An 18,707-nucleotide genomic window follows, 5' to 3' on the forward strand; every position below is an offset into this window, starting at 1 on the left:
TATGGCAAATTTTCCACCTATCTTTGCTATGCATACCACCGGGTGCGCCCAATTGCCCAAAGGCAATTGTACTGACCAAGGTGTGCAGTTGTGGTCAACAAAAACACGCCTTGATATTCGAAAAAATTGTTCCTGAAAAATTCAAAATATTAAACTTAGGAAGACTCTTAATTCATAATAAATAATTTATGCCAATAGCATTAATAACAGGTGCCACAGCTGGAATAGGAAAAGCATGTGCATATAAATTTGCACAACATGGATATGATTTGATTATTACTGGTCGCAGGATTGACCGGTTAGAGGCAGTTGCCTCAGATATACGCACCAATTTTGACAATCGAATAATGACACTCAATTTTGATGTTCGTCATCAAAAAGAGGTAGAAGAAGCCATCAACAGCCTTTCGTTCAATTTTAAAGAAATTGATATACTTATAAATAGTGCAGGCCTTGCCAGTGGCCTATCAAACATACAAGACGGAGATATTGCTGATTGGGATAAAATGATTGATACGAATGTAAAAGGTTTGTTGTATGTGTCGCGGGCAGTTATGCCATTAATGATTAAGCGTAAGCACGGTCATATTATTAATTTGGGAAGTATAGCCGGCAAAGAAACTTATGCCAAAGGCAATGTATATTGCGCAACAAAATATGCTGTTGACAGCATTAGCAAAGCTATGCGTATTGATTTGCTACCTCATCATATAAAAGTAACCAATATAACCCCGGGTGCTGTTGAAACCGAATTTAGTTTGGTACGTTTTAGTGGTGACGCAGCAAAAGCAAAATCTGTTTATGCCGGTTATGAGCCTTTAACAGCCGATGATATTGCTGATACTATTTTCTTTGCTGCATCGCGTCCGGTTAATGTTGTAATTAATGATATTGTGATAACTCCGCTTGCACAGGCAAACACGGCTTACCTTATGCGATCAACCACCTGATTTTTTCAAAGTCGTTGATATTCAAATTTCGGATACCCCTTTTTGCCGCTCTCGTTATAAAATCTATAAAGTGCAATTTATAAAAATAGCCCTTGTTATCTTTTAGTATGTAAACGTGGCCTGGTTTAACTTTTGAACATGCCCGCATTGATATCAAAGTATTTCCATTCAAATCCTATGGCATCGCGCGCCTTGGTTAGTATCTTGTTTTTGGCAAATTCGTAATCCACTTTTTCATAGCTATAACTGCTGTCAACAGTAGCTTGTAACATATTTGGGTTTATCAATACTCCTGTAACCAGGTAAGGAAATGGCAAACTATTTTGAGAAAAAATAACCCGGTATCGTGTAAACTGAATATGCCATTGATTATATTGGGGTTCTAGTGACAACACGTTGCCAGCATTATCAAATGTAAAATACTGATAACTGAAATTATTATCTCGTTCAATAACAATATTTGCTGACTGCGTAGAAGCGATACTTGCGTACTCAAATCTAAACGAATTATTATTACAATCAACAATTCTGATTTTCCAAAATCGCTCAGCAAAATTCGAATAGAGGTAACCGCGATCGACAACAAATATTTGATTTTTATTGTTATTCCAATTTCCTATTGCAAGGCTATCCTTATTCCATGACGGGGCATCCCACAAAAATACGAGTCCGGTAGTATCGGTTACAGCAGAAAATATATTGCTGTTAACTTTAGCTATGTGCATGAGTTTGCCGCCATTCATGTAGGAGAAAAAATTGTTGTCTTGCGCATCAAATGCAAGATCCCAGGCTGCAAAACGGCTATTGAATGTATCCTTATTGCTTAAGTTAAAATAAACCTGTTGTTCATACAATTCGCCCTGCTCTACCTGAGCAATAGTGCCGTTGCCGGGTTGAGGTAATTGTACCGCATTTTCTTCTTTGAGACAGCTACTACATAACTGCACAACTAAAAGCAAAACCATGATATTTCTCCAAGCTACCATTTCAATTTTTCTTTTTATTGAATTCGTAACGCAATTCAAGCATGTAATTTCTTCCCATTGCTACAGGAGTGATAGGTCCACCACCATGAGGTAGGGCGGCCGCTGTTGAATTAACAATATTAGTAACGTCCAAAATATTTTTTACTCCACAAACGATTTTCAAATGGTTGTTAAATAAACTCTTTGCTGCAATGATATCGAACATCGAAAATGCACCCGACCTTGTCAATGCCGACTCACCTATGTTACTCAAAGCAATTACCCTTGACACTCCATTTACTTTAAAAAATGCGTTGATTTCTAAACCATAATTCTGATTATTGCAACCGGCTGTTGCTGCAAACTCAGGAGAATAATAAACTTCTTGATTCATTAATCCTGAATTGCCCACCATGTTAAAAGAAATAGTCGACTGCCAAAGATTACTTCGGGCGCCTACCCTTGCTCCTGCTCCATAGTTACGAAAGCTGCCACTATTTATATACGTATATTTAAAAAATAAGGGGTCAGTTAAGCCAAGCGTAATCAGATTTTCAATCATGTTGTAAAAAGAATTTATTCCTGCCTCAAACGATACCGTTTTAGCATACCACACCTTGGTAATATTTGCCTGCATGTTTAATGCTTGCTCTGGTTGCAAATTATTATTGCCCGTTATGTTATGATTGGCATCGATAAAATTGATATCCAGTTCCTTTAGCGATGGCGCCCTGAAACCCCTGGCAACAGAAACGCGAGCAATTGTGTTCTTAGCCGGATTGATGCGCAGATGTAACGATGGAGTTACTGGGTTTCCAAATCTAGAGTTGTGTGACACACGTACTGAAGGCCTAACCACCACCTTGCTTAACATAGTAAACTCAATATTGCCAAATGCCGAAATGGAATTAAACTCCTGAAAATTATTGCGCAAACGAGCGCCTCTTGCGGCATCCAGTTGCAACTCGCTTCCTGCATTATACTTTACCTTTTTTGTATCAGAATAGTCGGTCATAAGAACACGCACCATATGCATATCATACAGACTAGTATTCACATTAGGTCGGATGGCAATTCCTTATTTTCGAGTGTAACCAAATCTTTTCTGTACGAAGTTTTTTGGCGTAAGTAACTGTTGTATGCCCCGGTAACTTTTATGCTTTTCTTATTGTTCCAACTATGTGAGTATGTCATATCAGCTGATGCACGTCTGGTAAAAAAACGATCATCAAAAGCATAAGCCTCATAAGGAGTAATAGTAGGAGCATTTTTGTCAATTATTGTTTCGTCCAGATACGAAGACTTTATTCTTATTTCGCTTTTATTAAATCGATAGCCTGCACCTGCATTCGCTACATACTGAACACGAGGGTTCCATAATTGTGTACGTTGTGTTCCCGGATCAGGATATCCATCAAAAAAATTACGCGCGCCACTTACATTATACCATGCATTTTTACTACCGCCTCCTACTGCAATACCAGTATTGTAATTGCCTACCGACTCATATTTTCCATTTACATTTATAAGCAAAGGCGATTCAACTTGCGATGCAGTTATAATATTGATAACTCCACCTAATGCATCGCTTCCGTAAATACTCGAAAGTGGACCTTCAATTATTTCTACGCCTGATACATTTTGAAGTGTAAGTTGATTTAAATCAATATTGCCATTCTCACGACCATTTACCGGAATGCCATCCACCATTACCTTTACATTTTGACCTCCCAAGCCATTAAGTTGCAAATTGCTTCCCAAAATTGGGTCTTGCGTAATTCGCATTCCGGGCTGTGTTAGTAATACATCATTCAAGGTGGTGCTTGCCTTTTGCTCTATTTGTTTCTTGTCAATCACTTTTACCTGGTATGCACTCTCGGCAGCAGTTTGATATTGCAATCCGGTTGATTTAATTTCTACAGTTGGCAAATCAATTTCCAGAGGTTTTAAGTAAATGTTGGTGTTGACGGAGGTAAGCGTTATTGATTGTGTTAAAAAGCCTCTTTTATAAATAGAAATTTTAGAGGGTGTAATGATGTCCACCTTTGCAAGTCCATTGGCATCTGCAATAAACTGCCTTCCACTACCATCATATATAGTAATGGTTGCATACTCAATAGCAGTTGAATCACTTGCAGCACGCACGGTTAGATGTACTAGCTCTGATTGAGAATTTCCATTTACAAAAAGTACACATAGAAAAAAGCTTAACAATAAACTCTTTAATGCATGGTATATGGACAACATAATGTGTTATTAAGTGCTAAATAGCATATGCCATTTAGTTTACAAAAACTTTTGTCTGATAAAAATTATTGCCGGTACTGATAGTTACAAAATACAAACCTGTGCTTAAATTTGTTTTTTTGATGCTGGTATTGTTAAGTCCATTGCTTAAACTCAATTGCTCGCTCAGCAGCACTTGCCCGTTCAAATTAATTAATTGCAATTCAGCATTTGTAGTAAGCGGGCTATTAACCAATATTGAAAGATTTGTTTCATTATTTATAAATCCAACAATTCCACCTGACTGATCATTGACAGCATTAATAGATGTTGGAATAAAGAGCAAATTAAAATCAATATTGCCATTGCTCAGTCCACCATAACCGGTAAAGGTGAGTTGAAAGATTGCACCATTTTTATCTTTAATAAAATAAGTGAGCGAGTCTTCAATAGACCAGGAGTTACCAGAAAAAGTTTTCCAATCGTAACCCATTACATTGATTTGTGAATTGAAACTACTCATATAGTTGGAAGCTTGAACCTGATTAACATCCACCCCACGGGCTTCAGCAACCATAACTCCTTCATTAGCTAAAGCACCTACAACCGGATAGTAAAAATTAATTCCCTGATCGGCATAGTAGCGATTGAAAGTAATGTCCCAATCTGTATTTGCAGGTTCACGATCAACAATTTGTCCGGTGCGTAAACTGTAATATATCAACGTTTTATTGGCATATGGCGATTTGGAAATAGTAACGGTAGTATCAAATGAATTGTTGAGGGTTGCATATCTAAAAGTATAATCGCCAGCCAGGTTGCGACTTTGAATCCAGAGTTTATAATAAACATCCGGGCTTCCATTTGCAACTAACTTAAGCAGGTATAAGCTGTCGCCAACTACATTATGCGTTATTATATTATACGTTCCCCAGCCATAGTTAAACATATTGGCAGGATTATAATTACGATTGATAGCGCCCCAATACCAACTTGTGTCGGTATTATATAATTCGTTCCAGTTTATATTATTGGTGGTATCCAGTGTTGCAAAATCACCTGTATTGGCACCACTAACAACATAGGCATGTACGCCATAGTTTGAATTAATGTGCACTCCGGCCGAATAGGCATTAATGCTAAATGCAAGCTCCCAATTATTTTTGGGTACACTTACTTGATTGCCAGTACTGCAATCAAAAAATATTTCTGAAACATAACCTGCCTGAACCGAAACCTGATTTGGTGTTCCAGGCTGGGCATTAATACAATTAAATGAAATGGAGAAAATGATAATTGGCGCAAAAATAAACTTATACATATAGTTAACTTGGAATTTTGCGCGAATGTAGTATCAGCAATCAAGGATACCACATGATAAATGTCATGGTTTGGTAAGAATTACAATTCTATGACAATCACAAACCTACCATTTCTTCCGGCTTAACCCATTGATCAAACTGTTCTGATGTAACATAACCAAGGTCGATAGCTGTTTGCTTCAACGTCTTTCCTTGCTTATGCGCAGTTTGTGCAATTTCTGCTGCTTTGTAATATCCTATTCTGTTATTAAGCGCGGTTACAAGCATTAAAGAATTTTCAAGATTCGTCTTAATATTTTCATGTAAGGGCTCAATGCCTACTGCACATTTATCATTAAACGAAATACAAACATCAGCTATTAATCGCGCGCTATGCAAAAAATTATAAATCATTACAGGTTTAAAAACATTTAGCTCGAAGTGACCGGTTGCCCCACCAATATTAATGGCCACATCATTACCCATTACCTGAGCTGCAATCATGGTCATGGCTTCGCACTGAGTAGGATTTACTTTGCCCGGCATAATGGAAGACCCCGGCTCATTATCGGGAATAAAAATTTCGCCAATGCCACAACGCGGGCCCGAAGCCAGCAAGCGAATATCGTTTGCAATTTTCATTAAGCTGCACGCCACGGTTTTCAAAGCGCCATGCGATTCTACAATAGCATCGTGTGCTGCCAGCGCTTCAAATTTATTTTCGGCCGTTATAAAGGGATGTCCGGTTAAAGTGGCAATATGAGCTGCTACATTTTCGCTATAGCCTTTTGGAGTATTAATGCCGGTTCCTACAGCGGTTCCACCTAAAGCAAGTTCACGCAGATGCAGCAAGGTATGTTCAATGGCACGTATACCGTGATCGAGTTGCGAAACATATCCTGAAATTTCTTGGCCCAATGTTAATGGGGTAGCATCCATCAGGTGCGTTCTTCCTATTTTAACAATACCCATATATGCTGCACTTTTATTTGCAAAGGTATTGCGCAAGGTTCTCAATGCTGGTATAACCTTTTCTACCAGAATGGTGTAGGCTGCAATGTGCATAGCAGTTGGAAAAGTATCGTTGCTCGACTGCGATTTGTTTACATCATCGTTTGGATGTACAGCCTTTTGCTCATCGGTAAGTTGGCCGCCATTTATAACGTGCGCGCGGTAAGCTATCACTTCATTAACGTTCATATTACTTTGCGTGCCACTACCCGTTTGCCAAACTACCAGAGGAAACTGATCGTCCAGTTTGCCATCCAGAATTTCGTCACAAACTGTTTTAATCATTTCGCATTTCTCAGAAGCCAACACTCCTGCTTCAAAGTTTGTAATAGCAGCTGCCTTTTTTAAATGGGCAAATGCCATTATTATCTCTCGTGGCATGCGATTTATATCCTGCGCAATTTTAAAATTTTCGATTGAACGCTGTGTTTGAGCGCCCCAGTAAACATGTACAGGCACCTGCACTTTTCCCATGGTATCTTTTTCTATTCGAAATTCCATTGTGTTATGATGATTATTTTTTTTGAGGGCGCAAATATATCAGAACTAGTTTCTATTGGAAATAAATAGCTGATTGATTTATTCACTCTTCTAAAAGATATGTAAATAAAAAAGCCGCTTAAGCGGCTTTTCGTTATTCTTTATTTGTGATCGGAATGCGGTGTTGCTCCGGGTGGCATTGGCATTTCCATTCCGGGAGGCAAATCAGGCATTTCCTGCATTTGATATCCACTCATGTCAAATACTGAATTAGGTACAGGCTGCTTCTTAATATTTGAAAATGTAACGGTTGTGATTTCATTGGTTTTGCGATCGGTAATGATGTATTGCACCGGCACACCCTTCATATCCTGATAGCCAATAGGACGCTGCATACGAGCCATTCCTCGGCCCGGAGTTTTGGTAATTTCTAACACCTCAAGCCAAGGTAAGATATCCTCTTCGGTCATCCAATACTCCATGTTTTTATTCTCATCTGAGGCAAGGTATTTCTTGCATTTATAACCACTTATTTCCTTAACTTCTTCGGTTGCTATAACCTTTACATTGCTTTCATTTTGGGCTGCGCTAGCAGGATGATTATTTATCTTTCTGCGGATGGCCATATTGGTTCCCCCCTGCTCTATTAGCATTGTACTCGTATTGTTACCCCTGTCAGTAATGGTCTTAAAGGGTGCCATCCTTTCGTTTTTAATTACCATAAGCGAAATGGTATCCTTAATAGTAAAGTCAATTACTACGGGTTCTGGTCGCGATGAGTTAATCACTGACATTTGGAAGTTGCCTTGCCATTGTGCAAAGGCGGCTTGCATAAACAGTATGCAAACAACTAATAGGTTTATTCTTTTCATATTTTTTTTATTGTTAAAATTTAATTGGGGCAGCAAAAGTATTTATTTTTTTGGATAAAAGGCAACCTCGCTGCCTTTAACCTCAAACATCCGGGTTATAATTCAAATATAATGAGTTTCGAATTCATTTTGAACAGGTATTTAATTCCTCGGATTGGGACCTTTTTGAAACTTGTCTCACAGGGCGTTTTTTTCTTGAACTACCTGCTACTCAGAAAGTTTTAAGCAACCGGAAGTGAGAGACTTTTACCACAAAACTTGATTTGAAAAACTAAACTTTCATGAGCTACAAAATTGTCTGCGCAGCACGAAACCCCGACTAATGCAAATGTGCTTTTAACGGAAAGGTGCTCTTGGCTTTTGCTGTTCATTTTGTGTCAATTAGGTTTTGTTATTCTATTATTTAAGCGTCCATAACCAAGCGTCACCAATTTCTTCGTCTTGAACAATTTCTGTAAAAACAAAACCGTTTTTCTCTAATATTTTTGTCGAAGCGTTATGCACAGGTGCAGTTTTCGCTGTAATAATTAGCGTTGGGTCATATTGTTGAGAAATTAAGACAAGTTCTTTACACGAAAACGATGCAATTCCTTGTCCTTCGTATTCTTTGAATGTCCAATAGGCTATTTCAACTTTTCCTTCTTTTGGTTGTCCGGTAAAACCACAAGAGCCAACAATTTGATTTTGTCTTACAACAAAATATCCAACCCAAGGCAAGTTATAGCCGATTTTTGGATAATATTCCTCATAGGATTTCAATAACATTTGACAGTCAACTGAACTATAAATATTATTCGTCTTATCTAAATTTAATTCTATTGCTTTCAATTCCATTTTATCAATCAATTTCAATTACTTTCTTGTCAGTTTATTTATATCGATGTAGTTTGCAAGGTTTACCGCCAACCTCAAACTGTAAAAAAATTATTACCAACACAGCTGCACATTATCAATATGTGGTAAAAATAAAAAACATTACAACAGGTGTTAAGTATTTTTGAAATGAAATATTTTACATGCATTATATTGCACAAGCCAATAGACATCAGTAAGATTATTTTTGCTGGATTGTAGTATTTCGGCCCACAATCCCGTTCGCTTTGTCGATGCTTTTGAAAGCAAGCTCGACTTGCCAAAGTTACAGTTTGAGGTAACAAGCATCAACAACGAGGACCGCCCATCGTTCGATTGCAATATTGTTTATATCGTATACAGCCACTGTTACACCCATTAAAAACCAAACCGCACTCCGTTACAAATGCACCAGCCTACACTACCGACTAAAGCTCATGCTAAACCCATAGCAGCTAGTGAGGCTTGAACACTTGCTATGCATATCATCCTTCGTTTGTTTTACCAGGAGGTGGGCTATTTTGTAGGTTTAAATGCCAGGCGTTTGTGCTTCCATATTCATAATTAAAGAGGATGCAAAATTCCCATATCGCCACGTTGTAGTCTTTGTTGTGTTGCTGTCATTTGCTCGTGAGTCGTCATTACAAAAGGTCCTCCGTGAACAATGGGTTCGTTGTGCGGTGTGCCTGATGCAAATAGGAAATTTGAAGTTTGGCTAGTCGAATTAACTTTTATTTTATCTCCTGTTTTCTCAAATGTTATCATGGATATTCCTCTAATCTCTCTGTCGGCAATGGTAATATCTCCTGTCATTAAATAAATAAACGCCATTTCTTTGGTGTCAAGTTCAATACTTGAATTTGGTTGTAACGTAATGTCAAATAATGAGGTTTTTGTTACCAAATCAAGTGGCGAAGTTAAGTTTTGGTATGTGCCTTGTATAACTCTCAATTTTATATTGTCTCTATTGTATTCAGGAACATCTTTTGAAAATGCATGAAAAGCTTTTGGTTCTACCAATCTGTTTTTGTCTGAATGGTTGATCCATATTTGAAAGCCATGACAATCAATTCCATCAGTGGTTGGTACTTCATCGTGCTTTACACCGCTACCTGCTTGCGTAACGTGTATTCCACCCGGTTCAATAATACTATTATCACCTCGACTGTCTCGATTAAGAAATGAACCTTTGCTATCAGGCATCATATAGGTCATAACAGATACACCTGCGTGAGGGTGGGGTCCAAAAATTGCTTTGTCCATATGAAACTCTGTAAAAACCAAAAACGGTTCAAAATCAAATTCGTTATGAAACATGTCAACCGATGTAAAACCCATTGGGTTTGGTTTCATGATTTGCCTGGTTATTCTTTTTACTTGTTTTTGCATCAATTGAGTCTTAAGATTTTGAGTTTATACTATATGCCATTTACTAAACAACCTTGAGAATAGAGCTATCCTTGAAGTCAAGTATCTTATCCATTATTTTCCACATAACTTTTAAATTCCAGATTCATTTTTTTAAAACCGCTGGGTGCGTTCTTCATCATGGGCAGTTCTTTAAAGATCAATGACAAAATACCTCTGTACTCTTCTCTGTTGACAAGCAAGGTTCTTTCATTTCCTAAATCCCGGAGTTCAAAAAAATGCTCTCCATCAAAAACCCTTGGTATACCGGTTATGGCAATCCATGCGAACTGTTTTCGCTCCTCCCAATGTGAAATAGCAGGTTTGAATTCGTAAGGGGCTGCTCCATCTGTGGAAAGCTTCAGGTGCAATTTCCCCCCAGGTTTTACTTCACCACCTAAAAAAGTCAATTGGGTATTCCAGTTCTTATAGCTTTTAAAGTCAATGATCTCACTCCATACTTTGTCTATAGAGGCATTGATTTCGATTTCGTCTCGGATTTCAAAGCTTGCCCTGCTCAATACAATTAGCAGCGTGAATAGAATAATTATGGTTATCCACATAGTCTTGTGTTTAATCTATTTGTTTATTCGTTTTTAAAATGCAGATAAGGTTTGTGAACAATATCTTACGCCTACTGCTCACACCTTACTAAAGGTTTAGTTTGAGGCTGATATCTTTTAAGATTTCTGCATTATCATAAGGATAGAGATATCCAGGTTCGGTAGTTGCAACCCCTGGAAAATGTTCCTTCAGGTAAACTCTGATTCTGATTCTCTGTTCTTCTGAATATCTGCCTAATTAAAACCAAATCAACTTTTTTTAATGTGCTTAGTTTTTTCAATCCTTCTTCTTCACTAAAGTTACCAATAGCAGTTGCTGTTTTAAGGCTATCTCTAATCATGGAAACAACTTCATTCATTCTTTCAGGATTACCACCAAACAAAACCATTACAGGTGCGTTTTCCTGAGGTGCAAAAAATTCTCTTATTAGTGTCATGCTATTTTTGTTTTGTGCATCTGCGTTGATGCTAATTGAAAGTAAAATAATGATTAGGGCCCTTCTCATAAACTATAATTTTATTCCACGTTGCATAGGGACTTCTACAAAAATTAATTCTGCATCTTCAAGAGACTTTATTAAAAAACTATCTGCATCATATATTCCAATTGCATCACCCGTCTCAAGATTCCTATTATCAATTTCAATTGAACCCGTTGCACAATGAACATAAACGCCATTGTTTTTCAAATTCATTTTATATGTAACGGAATTTCCTTTATCCAATTTTGAAACACTAAAGAATGCATCCTGATTGATTGGTGCAGTTTCATTTCTGCCATCAGGCGAAAGTGCAAGAAGTACTTTGTTGAGTTTGTCTTCAGCTTGATAGCTAAATTTTCCGTGTCGTGGTTTTACATCCATTGTTTTTGGATATACCCAAATTTGAAAACTGTGAAATGATGCTGTTTTAGATGCATTAAATTCACTATGCATAATGCCCGTTCCGGCACTCATTGTTTGAACGCAATTTTCATTGATAATACCTTCGCTGCCAGTATTATCTTTATGGGCTTGTGAGCCTGAAATAACAATGGTACTTATCTCCATGTTTTGATGCGGATGCATTCCAAAACCTTGTCCGGCTTCAACTACATCATCAGCAAAACCACACAACTCACCAAAGTTGGTTTGATAAGGAACAAAAGCGTAAGCACTTTTTTTCCATGCATCCTGCTTATGAATTCTGTCAACATTGTTTCTTAAAATCAATTTCATTTATCGAATAATTAAGAAGTAATAATTAAATCAGACATTACTTTTTTTGCTTCTGTTAATGAAATACAAAAGCACAAGTGGAACTACGCAATGCATTGTTGAAAGCACCAAAGCGTATGTCGTTGTTACATTAGGTATTCCTTTGAAAGGGCCGCCTAATGATAAAAGCATTAGTATAATAGAAAGAATACTGAAAATTCTGAACCCATTTTGAGTATATTTCTCAATTAAGAAAAATACAGTTGAAGCAACCAGAGTGGGAACAATACTGGCCATTATTACTGGAGCAATTGTTAATGGTTGATTGGGTTGAACAAAAATATCATCCGTTATCCATCCCATTTTTTTAGAAATAAAGAACAGAATAGCATTGATAATTGTTGAAACGGCAGATGCTGTTAGACCAGCCATCATTACTTGTTTGAAGTTTAATTTATTTGTCATTTTGATTTGATTTTGAATTAAATTTTGATTTTTATTTTATCTGGATTTATTTACATCGTCCCATGTATCAAGACATATCACTTCACCTTTTACAGCTCCCTTTGCAACTTCAAGAAATGCAGGAGCAAGGGCAAGTGTATCCTGGTCAGCTTGCATACCCATTTTGTTTGTTGTTCCGCCAATTGGAGCAATACCAAAGTGAATGCATATAGTATTCACTCTAACTTTGTCATTTATTGTTTCTGCGTTTAAACCATAGGTTAAACTATTTACAGCAGCATTTTTGCAGTAGCCAACCACAGGTTTTCTGCATTCGGAATAAAACCAGGCAAGCCATGTGCAAGTCCACCACTAATCATAGTGTAAGAAGAGCCCTCCTGATTTTTTAATTCAGGAAGAAAATATTTTGCCATTAAAACGGTATTAAAAAAGCCGTTGTCGAATGCATCTCTCACCATCTGAGAGTCTGTTTTGGTAGGAGCCGTAGCATAGGTTACGAATCCTACTGATGAAACAATGTGGTCAATAGATTTTCCTTTCAAAATAGCAGAGACATCTTGTTTTGTTTTTGCAGCTTCTGCATCATTTGTAAAATCACCAACCACTGCATAAAATGGTTCATCGGGTTTTAGTGATATTGTTTTTTTTAGCTCGTCCAAATTCTGAGCATTTCGGGAAATCCCTACCACTTGTGCTCCTTCATTTAGGAATGCTCTTACAATACCTGAACCTACTGTACCGGTAGCACCGGCAATTACGATTACTTTGTTTTTAAACATAATTTTAGTTTTTAATTAGATTATTGATGTATTAATTTAAATTTCTCAAGAATTGATTATCTATTTTTTACAATTTTTATTTGCTAAATTTTCAATGGTTTTATTCAGCACCTTCATACAAACCTCGAGGTCACTTTTACTGATGCCTTTTAGTGCATCATTGATAGCAGCCTGACCGCATGCCATGGCTTCCTCTTCAATGCTTTTCCCTTTTTTTGTAAGCTGAATTTTAAAAATTCTCCGGTCGTTTTCATGGTCTGCTCTTTCTACTATGCCCTCCCTCTCCAAAATGTCAATGATGCGTGTAACATTTGCTCTGTCGCGAAGGGTACCTGCTGCTAATTCCTGTTGCGAACATCCGTCATTCTGCCATAAATGAGTAAGTACACGGAATTGGTCTGGCGTAATAGGAAGATTTTTCTCTTTCATATGCATAGCCAATTGCCTGAACACATATGTATATGCTACTCCTAATATTCGACCGTAAGACTTATCAATTTTTGTCATAATCATCCGCAATTGTTAAATACGCAACAAAAGTAGAAATGATTTTTCAATTCACAAAATTTATTCTTAAAATATTTTTAATGAAGAGTTGATTTTTTGATTTCACCAATAACACTCAACTCATTTTCAGGGTTGTTTCCTTTTTAGTTTTTGTTTGTTCCAGTCACACATCCAATTGTCTGCGGCCAGATTAAATATCGAAAAAATGAAAGCTGGTAAGTATTGGCAAGAGGCAAAATAATACCAGAAAAAAAATGGATCGAAACCCAAATGCAAGACCAAATAATATTTTGTTATTTTTTAAATACACAAAACCGGTATTCCATTTTCATTGGTAATAAGTTCCTGGAAAATTTTTTTTCTTTTCTCAGCCTCTTTGCGATGATGTTTTGTATCTATCATCAATGCTATGAGATCAAACTTTTCATGGCTTGCCACCGATAATAACTCCTTGCCAAACTTCTTAGTGGGTTGGTCTGTTCTTCTCAACTCCAGGTGGGCGTTATCAATTTTCAATACATTTTTTATGGTGTCCACTTTTTTCTGCATTTCCTTTTCCTCGTGGTCATCTTTCGTAGCAGGAATTATTATTGTAAGTTTCGAACCAAACAAACTTATAATAGCTTGCAGAGTAGACAAAGGAGCTTGCAATTCTGCCTCATGGCTGAAAATGGGAAGTAAAATATTTTTGTAAGGGCGCAAAGGGGTGTTGTGCTGCACAACTACTGTGGGCGTTTCGGCATTAAAAATAAGTTTGAGCGCATTGCTCCCGGTTATAAACTGCAGATCCTTTTTACCATGTGTTGCCATGAAGGTTAGATCCACACTTTTATTTTTTAACCAGTCTTTGAGTCCTTGAATCAAATTGAGGGTTGAAACTACTGGCTTGAATGAAATGTTTTTATCGAAGTTTGCAATATTTGTTATCTGTTCAACACTCTTTTTTTCGGCCCATTCGCTATCTTCGGTGCTGTTAATTCCATGTAAGGAGATTACTTCTGCTTTGCAAAGTGAGGCGATCTGATAGCAATGACATGCAGCCAAATTGGATGCTAAAGTATAGTCGGTAAGTAACAATAATCGTTTTAAAGACATAATAAATAAGTTTAATCGTTCAATTCAAAGGCTCGCTCACCATGAAGTGCAGCATCCATACCCTGATCCTCTTCTCGCTCTGATACTCTTGCACCACCAGTAATGAACGCACATATTTTAAATACAATGAAGGTGGCTATAGCCGAATAAGCAACTGTTACCAATACGGCTACCAATTGCGTCCATACCTGAGAAGGATTTCCATAAAGAAGTCCTGCAGCTTTGTTTACCGCAGGATTTGCAAATACACCTGTAGCTATTGCACCAAATATTCCAACCATTCCATGCAAACCAAAAGCATCAAGCGTATCATCATATCTGATAAGTTTTTTTAGCTTAACCACGCAGAAATAACCTACCAACCCCGAACCTAAGCCAATGGCAGCCGCGCCCGCCACATCAACAAACCCGGCAGCAGGAGTTATGCCTACCAACCCGGCAATAACACCTGAAGCAATGCCTATAATAGAGTGCTTACGCGAATCGACCCACTCAATCAACAGCCACGACATGCCTCCAATACAAGCCGCAACATTGGTCACCAAAAACGCATTTGCTGCAATGGCATCAGCTGCAAGTTGGCTGCCGGCATTAAATCCAAACCAACCAAACCACAAAAGTGCCGAGCCAAGTATGGTTAGTTTTAGTGATGATGGCTTAGCTTTTTCAGAAACAAAATCCCTTCTTTTTCCAAGCATAAATAAGAGCACCAGTCCGGCCACACCGGCATTGATATGAATTACGGTTCCTCCGGCAAAATCGAGCTCACCGTGGCCACTCAAAAAGCCACCTCCCCAAATCCAGTGAGCAACAGGACAATATACTAAACCAGTCCAAAGAAATGTGAAAATAATCCATGTCGAGAATTTAATTCGTTCAATGATTGATCCGCTCACAATAGCAATAGTAATTGCAGCAAATGTTCCCTGAAAGGCAACAAACAGCAATGTTGGTATAGTGTTCGACACATCATTAACACTAATTTCTTTAAGTAAAATATTGCTAAAACTACCTATAATAGAATCCTTACTGCCGAAAACCATACTATAACCCACTGTAATCCAAACGATAGTTGCCGAACAGAAGGCCACATAGCTCATTCCAATAGTATTTAAGACGCTACGGGTACGTGTGAGCCCTCCATAAAACAAGGCAAGCCCGGCAGGTGTCATCAACATCACAAGTGCTGTAGCAACCAACATCCATGCTGTATCGCCACTATTAATTTCATTCCCTGCAAATAATAAAAAGGGGTGAAAAATTATTAAAAAAATTAATCCTGATTTCTTGAACTTGGTCATAGTTTCTTTTTATGGCATTGAAAAAACATAATTACCTTATAAAGAGCAATTCGCGGTATTTTGGTAGCGTCCAATGTTCGTTATCAACTACTCCTTCAAGCATATCAACATTTGCCCGTATCTTCTCGAAGTATGGAATAACTTTGTTGGCATAAGTTGAGGCTTTTTCAAATGCATCTTCCATAGCCCTGGCTTCCATTAATTCATGCTTTAGTCCAACAAGGTCTTTACTTACCTTTTCGGCCAAATAGGCTATTGGAGAAACCATTTTATCTACCAGGTGTTTTGCCTGAGCTTCTAATCCCATGCTTTTCATGTTATTGTGAACTTCACTCATCCTGTTGATGGTTTTATATGCTGCAGGAAGAATAAAGCTGTGGCTCATTTCGAGGAAGAGATTGGCTTCAATATCAACTTTGTTTGTGTAGTTCTCGAGTAAAACATCGCATCTGCTTTCCAATTCTTTTGAACTAAAAACCTGTTGACGTTTAAAGACCTGAATTGACTTTTCGGTCAACAAAGATTTTAAAGCTGAGGGTGTATTTTTATTATTACTTAGTCCGCGTTTCTTTGCTTCTTCTTCCCATTCTTTAGAATACCCATTACCATTAAAAACGATGCGGTTAACAGCATCTTTGTAACTCTGCAACACTTTTATAATATTGGCTTTTTGGTCGGTATTATTTAAACTGAGTTTGTCTACTTCCGATTTGAAAATTACCAGTTGATCTGCAATTATTGTATTTAACACCGTGATAGGAGCCCCACAATGCGCAGAGGCACCCACAGCACGAAATTCAAAACGATTGTCGGTAAATGGGAATGGAGATGTTCTGTTTCTATCTGTTTGGTCTTTGGTTATATGAGGAATTTTGGTTAGACCAAGATCCATCATCTCTGCTTTGTCTTCCATTTGAGCGGCTAACCCATCAGTCCAGAAATTATCAAGCACCTGCTGCAATATGGATCCTGTATATACCGAGATAATTGCCGGTGGCGCTTCATTGGCGCCAAGACGATGATCGTTACCCGCAGTGGCAATACTTGCTCTAAGTATATCACCATTATCATGAATAGCTTTAATGATATTGATAAAAAATGTAAGGAAAAGCAAATTGGAGCCTGGAGAATTGCCCGGAGAAAGAATATTTTTTCCTGTGCTTGTTGACATGGACCAATTGCAATGTTTTCCGCTTCCGTTAAGGCCGGCAAAAGGCTTCTCGTTGAATAGGATTCTGAATTTATGTTTCACCGCAGTCTTTTCCATTATCACACGAATTAGTTGATTGTGGTCTACTGCAACATTTGATTCTTCAAACATGGGTGCGCACTCATATTGCCCGGGAGCTACTTCATTATGTCTTGTAAGAATTGGTATTCCAAGTTTTAGACTTTCAAATTCAAAATCCTTCATAAATTCTTCCACACGCTCAGGTATGGCAGCAAAATAATGATCATCTAGCTGTTGGCCTTTGGCCGGTTTTCCTCCAAAAATTGTTCTGCCGGTTAGCAAAAGATCGGGACGCGCATTGTAAAACCGCTCATCAACAAGGAAGTATTCTTGTTCCCAACCCAGGGTTGAAAAAACGTGACCTATGCTTTCGTCAAAATATTTGCAGACTTCAGTGGCCGCCTTGTTCAAAGCATGATTTGATTTTAATAAAGGCGTTTTGTAGTCCAGCGCTTCACCGGTAAATGAAATAAATACTGCCGGAACATAAAGTGTCTTTCCTAATTTTGTTTCCAAAATAAATGCCGGTGATGACGGATCCCAAATGGTGTATGCTCTTGCTGAATGTGTTGCCCTTAATCCTCCTGAAGGAAAACTGGAGCCATCAGTTTCGCGCTTTACCAATTCGCCCGCAGTAAGGCTTTCAATGCCCTTTATCTCTGGGTTGATGGTAGGTTTATAAAATGCATCATGTTTTTCGGCAGGGGAATCGGTAAGAGGTTGAAACCAATGTGAAAAATGAGTAACCCCTTTTTCCATTGCCCATTTTATCATTGCCTCGGCCATTTGCTCAACAGTAGATGCTTCTATTGGTTTTTGCTGCAGCGTTACTCCCCTCATTTTCTGATATACTTCATCGGAAACATAAGCTTTAAGCGTTCGCATATTGAAGATGTTTTCACCAAACAGATCAGAAATTTTTCTTGAACCGGATGAATTGGAGTGAGTCATCGTTTCGGCATCGACCCCAGAGTTAACAGTGTTAGTTTGATTCATTTTAAAATTGATTAATAGATATTATGTACAGTTTAATTAAATTTACGTTTGATGAATTCAGTAATTTTATTTAATGTTATGTATCGAAATTTGTCAATAGAAAATTTTCTACTTTAAGTTAAATTTTACGAATAAAAGTTTGTTGAATCAACGTTAAGGCCTTAAGTAGAAAAGTCGTGGGCAAACATAAATAAAATTCTAATTTTCAATAAACATTTTTTTCGACAAAAGGTCAAACCATGCCATTACAAATGAAAGGAAAGTACTAACACTACAAACGTTTAAACAATTCGCAATTAAACAACAATAGATTGTTCAAAGTTAAACCCAAATTATGCAGTAGAAGTTGATCTAAAAGCCGAGCTATCTGTATTAATTGAGTTAATCGTTATGTAATTGATAATTTCACTTGCATAATACCATTAGCTATTATACAACAGGCTAACGCGATTTCTCCCTCTCCTTTGGAGAGGGTTGGGGTAAGGTAAGAAAAGCAACTGTTTTATAAAA

19 protein-coding genes are annotated in these 18,707 nt (G+C 37.6%); 1 reads left to right on the forward strand and 18 read right to left on the reverse strand.

Features of this window, described 5'->3' with window-relative positions; all coding sequences use genetic code 11:
* Positions 1–188: 188 nt before the first annotated feature.
* Entirely contained in the window at positions 189–950 is a 762-nt protein-coding gene (locus IPO27_13380) for an SDR family NAD(P)-dependent oxidoreductase (GenBank protein MBK8847475.1), read from the forward strand.
* 125 nt (positions 951–1,075) lie between these two features.
* Here the strand turns inward: IPO27_13380 and IPO27_13385 are convergent, their stop codons facing one another.
* From IPO27_13385 to IPO27_13470, 18 genes are all read right to left on the reverse strand, one after another.
* A complete protein-coding gene (locus IPO27_13385; GenBank protein MBK8847476.1) occupies positions 1,076–1,936 on the reverse strand; it encodes a hypothetical protein in 861 nt (286 codons plus the stop codon).
* A 1-nt stretch (position 1,937) separates the two neighbouring features.
* Entirely contained in the window at positions 1,938–2,972 is a 1,035-nt protein-coding gene (locus IPO27_13390; protein MBK8847477.1) for a TonB-dependent receptor, read from the reverse strand.
* Complete coding sequence (locus IPO27_13395) at positions 2,969–4,162, reverse strand: TonB-dependent receptor plug domain-containing protein (protein MBK8847478.1); 1,194 nt, start codon at positions 4,160–4,162, stop codon at positions 2,969–2,971. The genes IPO27_13390 and IPO27_13395 overlap by 4 nt, the downstream gene beginning before the upstream one ends.
* A 34-nt stretch (positions 4,163–4,196) precedes the next feature.
* Positions 4,197–5,462, reverse strand: coding sequence for a T9SS type A sorting domain-containing protein (locus tag IPO27_13400; protein MBK8847479.1), 1,266 nt, complete (start codon positions 5,460–5,462; stop codon positions 4,197–4,199).
* Between the two features lie 97 nt (positions 5,463–5,559).
* Positions 5,560–6,954 (reverse strand): class II fumarate hydratase, encoded by a 1,395-nt coding sequence (gene fumC, locus IPO27_13405; protein MBK8847480.1) that lies wholly within the window; start codon positions 6,952–6,954, stop codon positions 5,560–5,562.
* A 140-nt stretch (positions 6,955–7,094) separates the two neighbouring features.
* A complete protein-coding gene (locus IPO27_13410) occupies positions 7,095–7,805 on the reverse strand; it encodes a DUF4412 domain-containing protein (GenBank protein MBK8847481.1) in 711 nt (236 codons plus the stop codon).
* A 399-nt stretch (positions 7,806–8,204) separates the two neighbouring features.
* A complete protein-coding gene (locus IPO27_13415) occupies positions 8,205–8,639 on the reverse strand; it encodes a GNAT family N-acetyltransferase (GenBank protein ID MBK8847482.1) in 435 nt (144 codons plus the stop codon).
* A 582-nt stretch (positions 8,640–9,221) separates the two neighbouring features.
* Positions 9,222–10,010, reverse strand: coding sequence for a pirin family protein (locus tag IPO27_13420; GenBank protein MBK8847483.1), 789 nt, complete (start codon positions 10,008–10,010; stop codon positions 9,222–9,224).
* A gap of 122 nt (positions 10,011–10,132) precedes the next feature.
* The gene (locus tag IPO27_13425) at positions 10,133–10,627 is read right to left on the reverse strand and encodes an SRPBCC domain-containing protein (GenBank protein MBK8847484.1); all 495 of its coding nucleotides are present in this window, start codon (positions 10,625–10,627) and stop codon (positions 10,133–10,135) included.
* A gap of 134 nt (positions 10,628–10,761) precedes the next feature.
* Positions 10,762–11,064: a hypothetical protein gene (locus tag IPO27_13430; GenBank protein MBK8847485.1), complete on the reverse strand. Its 303-nt coding sequence runs from the start codon at positions 11,062–11,064 to the stop codon at positions 10,762–10,764.
* Positions 11,065–11,136: 72 nt separating this feature from the next.
* A complete protein-coding gene (locus tag IPO27_13435) occupies positions 11,137–11,844 on the reverse strand; it encodes a pirin family protein (protein MBK8847486.1) in 708 nt (235 codons plus the stop codon).
* Between the two features lie 30 nt (positions 11,845–11,874).
* Positions 11,875–12,288: a hypothetical protein gene (locus IPO27_13440; protein MBK8847487.1), complete on the reverse strand. Its 414-nt coding sequence runs from the start codon at positions 12,286–12,288 to the stop codon at positions 11,875–11,877.
* A gap of 36 nt (positions 12,289–12,324) precedes the next feature.
* Positions 12,325–12,507, reverse strand: coding sequence for a hypothetical protein (locus tag IPO27_13445; GenBank protein MBK8847488.1), 183 nt, complete (start codon positions 12,505–12,507; stop codon positions 12,325–12,327).
* Between the two features lie 50 nt (positions 12,508–12,557).
* Positions 12,558–13,067, reverse strand: a complete 510-nt coding sequence (locus tag IPO27_13450) for an SDR family oxidoreductase (protein MBK8847489.1) — start codon at positions 13,065–13,067, stop codon at positions 12,558–12,560.
* 60 nt (positions 13,068–13,127) lie between these two features.
* Positions 13,128–13,580, reverse strand: coding sequence for a MarR family transcriptional regulator (locus IPO27_13455; GenBank protein ID MBK8847490.1), 453 nt, complete (start codon positions 13,578–13,580; stop codon positions 13,128–13,130).
* Positions 13,581–13,874: 294 nt separating this feature from the next.
* Positions 13,875–14,669: a hypothetical protein gene (locus tag IPO27_13460; protein ID MBK8847491.1), complete on the reverse strand. Its 795-nt coding sequence runs from the start codon at positions 14,667–14,669 to the stop codon at positions 13,875–13,877.
* Between the two features lie 11 nt (positions 14,670–14,680).
* Positions 14,681–15,970, reverse strand: a complete 1,290-nt coding sequence (locus IPO27_13465) for an ammonium transporter (protein MBK8847492.1) — start codon at positions 15,968–15,970, stop codon at positions 14,681–14,683.
* 31 nt (positions 15,971–16,001) lie between these two features.
* Complete coding sequence (locus IPO27_13470) at positions 16,002–18,197, reverse strand: glutamine synthetase III (protein ID MBK8847493.1); 2,196 nt, start codon at positions 18,195–18,197, stop codon at positions 16,002–16,004.
* Positions 18,198–18,707 lie beyond the last annotated feature (510 nt).

Source organism: Bacteroidota bacterium, assembly GCA_016714535.1.
Classification (GTDB): domain Bacteria; phylum Bacteroidota; class Bacteroidia; order AKYH767-A; family OLB10; genus JADKFV01.

Excerpts from the sequence above, each read along its gene's own strand:
- IPO27_13415 (MBK8847482.1), bottom strand. The coding sequence starts at position 8,639 with ATGGAATTGAAAGCAATAGAATTAAATTTAGATAAGACGAATAATATT.
- IPO27_13450 (MBK8847489.1), bottom strand. The coding sequence starts at position 13,067 with ATGTTTAAAAACAAAGTAATCGTAATTGCCGGTGCTACCGGTACAGTA.
- IPO27_13425 (MBK8847484.1), bottom strand. The coding sequence starts at position 10,627 with ATGTGGATAACCATAATTATTCTATTCACGCTGCTAATTGTATTGAGC.
- IPO27_13380 (MBK8847475.1), top strand. The coding sequence starts at position 189 with ATGCCAATAGCATTAATAACAGGTGCCACAGCTGGAATAGGAAAAGCA.
- IPO27_13455 (MBK8847490.1), bottom strand. The coding sequence starts at position 13,580 with ATGATTATGACAAAAATTGATAAGTCTTACGGTCGAATATTAGGAGTA.
- IPO27_13420 (MBK8847483.1), bottom strand. The coding sequence starts at position 10,010 with ATGAAACCAAACCCAATGGGTTTTACATCGGTTGACATGTTTCATAAC.
- IPO27_13460 (MBK8847491.1), bottom strand. The coding sequence starts at position 14,669 with ATGTCTTTAAAACGATTATTGTTACTTACCGACTATACTTTAGCATCC.
- IPO27_13395 (MBK8847478.1), bottom strand. The coding sequence starts at position 4,162 with ATGTTGTCCATATACCATGCATTAAAGAGTTTATTGTTAAGCTTTTTT.
- IPO27_13465 (MBK8847492.1), bottom strand. The coding sequence starts at position 15,970 with ATGACCAAGTTCAAGAAATCAGGATTAATTTTTTTAATAATTTTTCAC.
- IPO27_13470 (MBK8847493.1), bottom strand. The coding sequence starts at position 18,197 with ATGAATCAAACTAACACTGTTAACTCTGGGGTCGATGCCGAAACGATG.
- IPO27_13410 (MBK8847481.1), bottom strand. The coding sequence starts at position 7,805 with ATGAAAAGAATAAACCTATTAGTTGTTTGCATACTGTTTATGCAAGCC.
- IPO27_13440 (MBK8847487.1), bottom strand. The coding sequence starts at position 12,288 with ATGACAAATAAATTAAACTTCAAACAAGTAATGATGGCTGGTCTAACA.
- IPO27_13385 (MBK8847476.1), bottom strand. The coding sequence starts at position 1,936 with ATGGTAGCTTGGAGAAATATCATGGTTTTGCTTTTAGTTGTGCAGTTA.
- fumC (MBK8847480.1), bottom strand. The coding sequence starts at position 6,954 with ATGGAATTTCGAATAGAAAAAGATACCATGGGAAAAGTGCAGGTGCCT.
- IPO27_13435 (MBK8847486.1), bottom strand. The coding sequence starts at position 11,844 with ATGAAATTGATTTTAAGAAACAATGTTGACAGAATTCATAAGCAGGAT.
- IPO27_13430 (MBK8847485.1), bottom strand. The coding sequence starts at position 11,064 with ATGACACTAATAAGAGAATTTTTTGCACCTCAGGAAAACGCACCTGTA.
- IPO27_13400 (MBK8847479.1), bottom strand. The coding sequence starts at position 5,462 with ATGTATAAGTTTATTTTTGCGCCAATTATCATTTTCTCCATTTCATTT.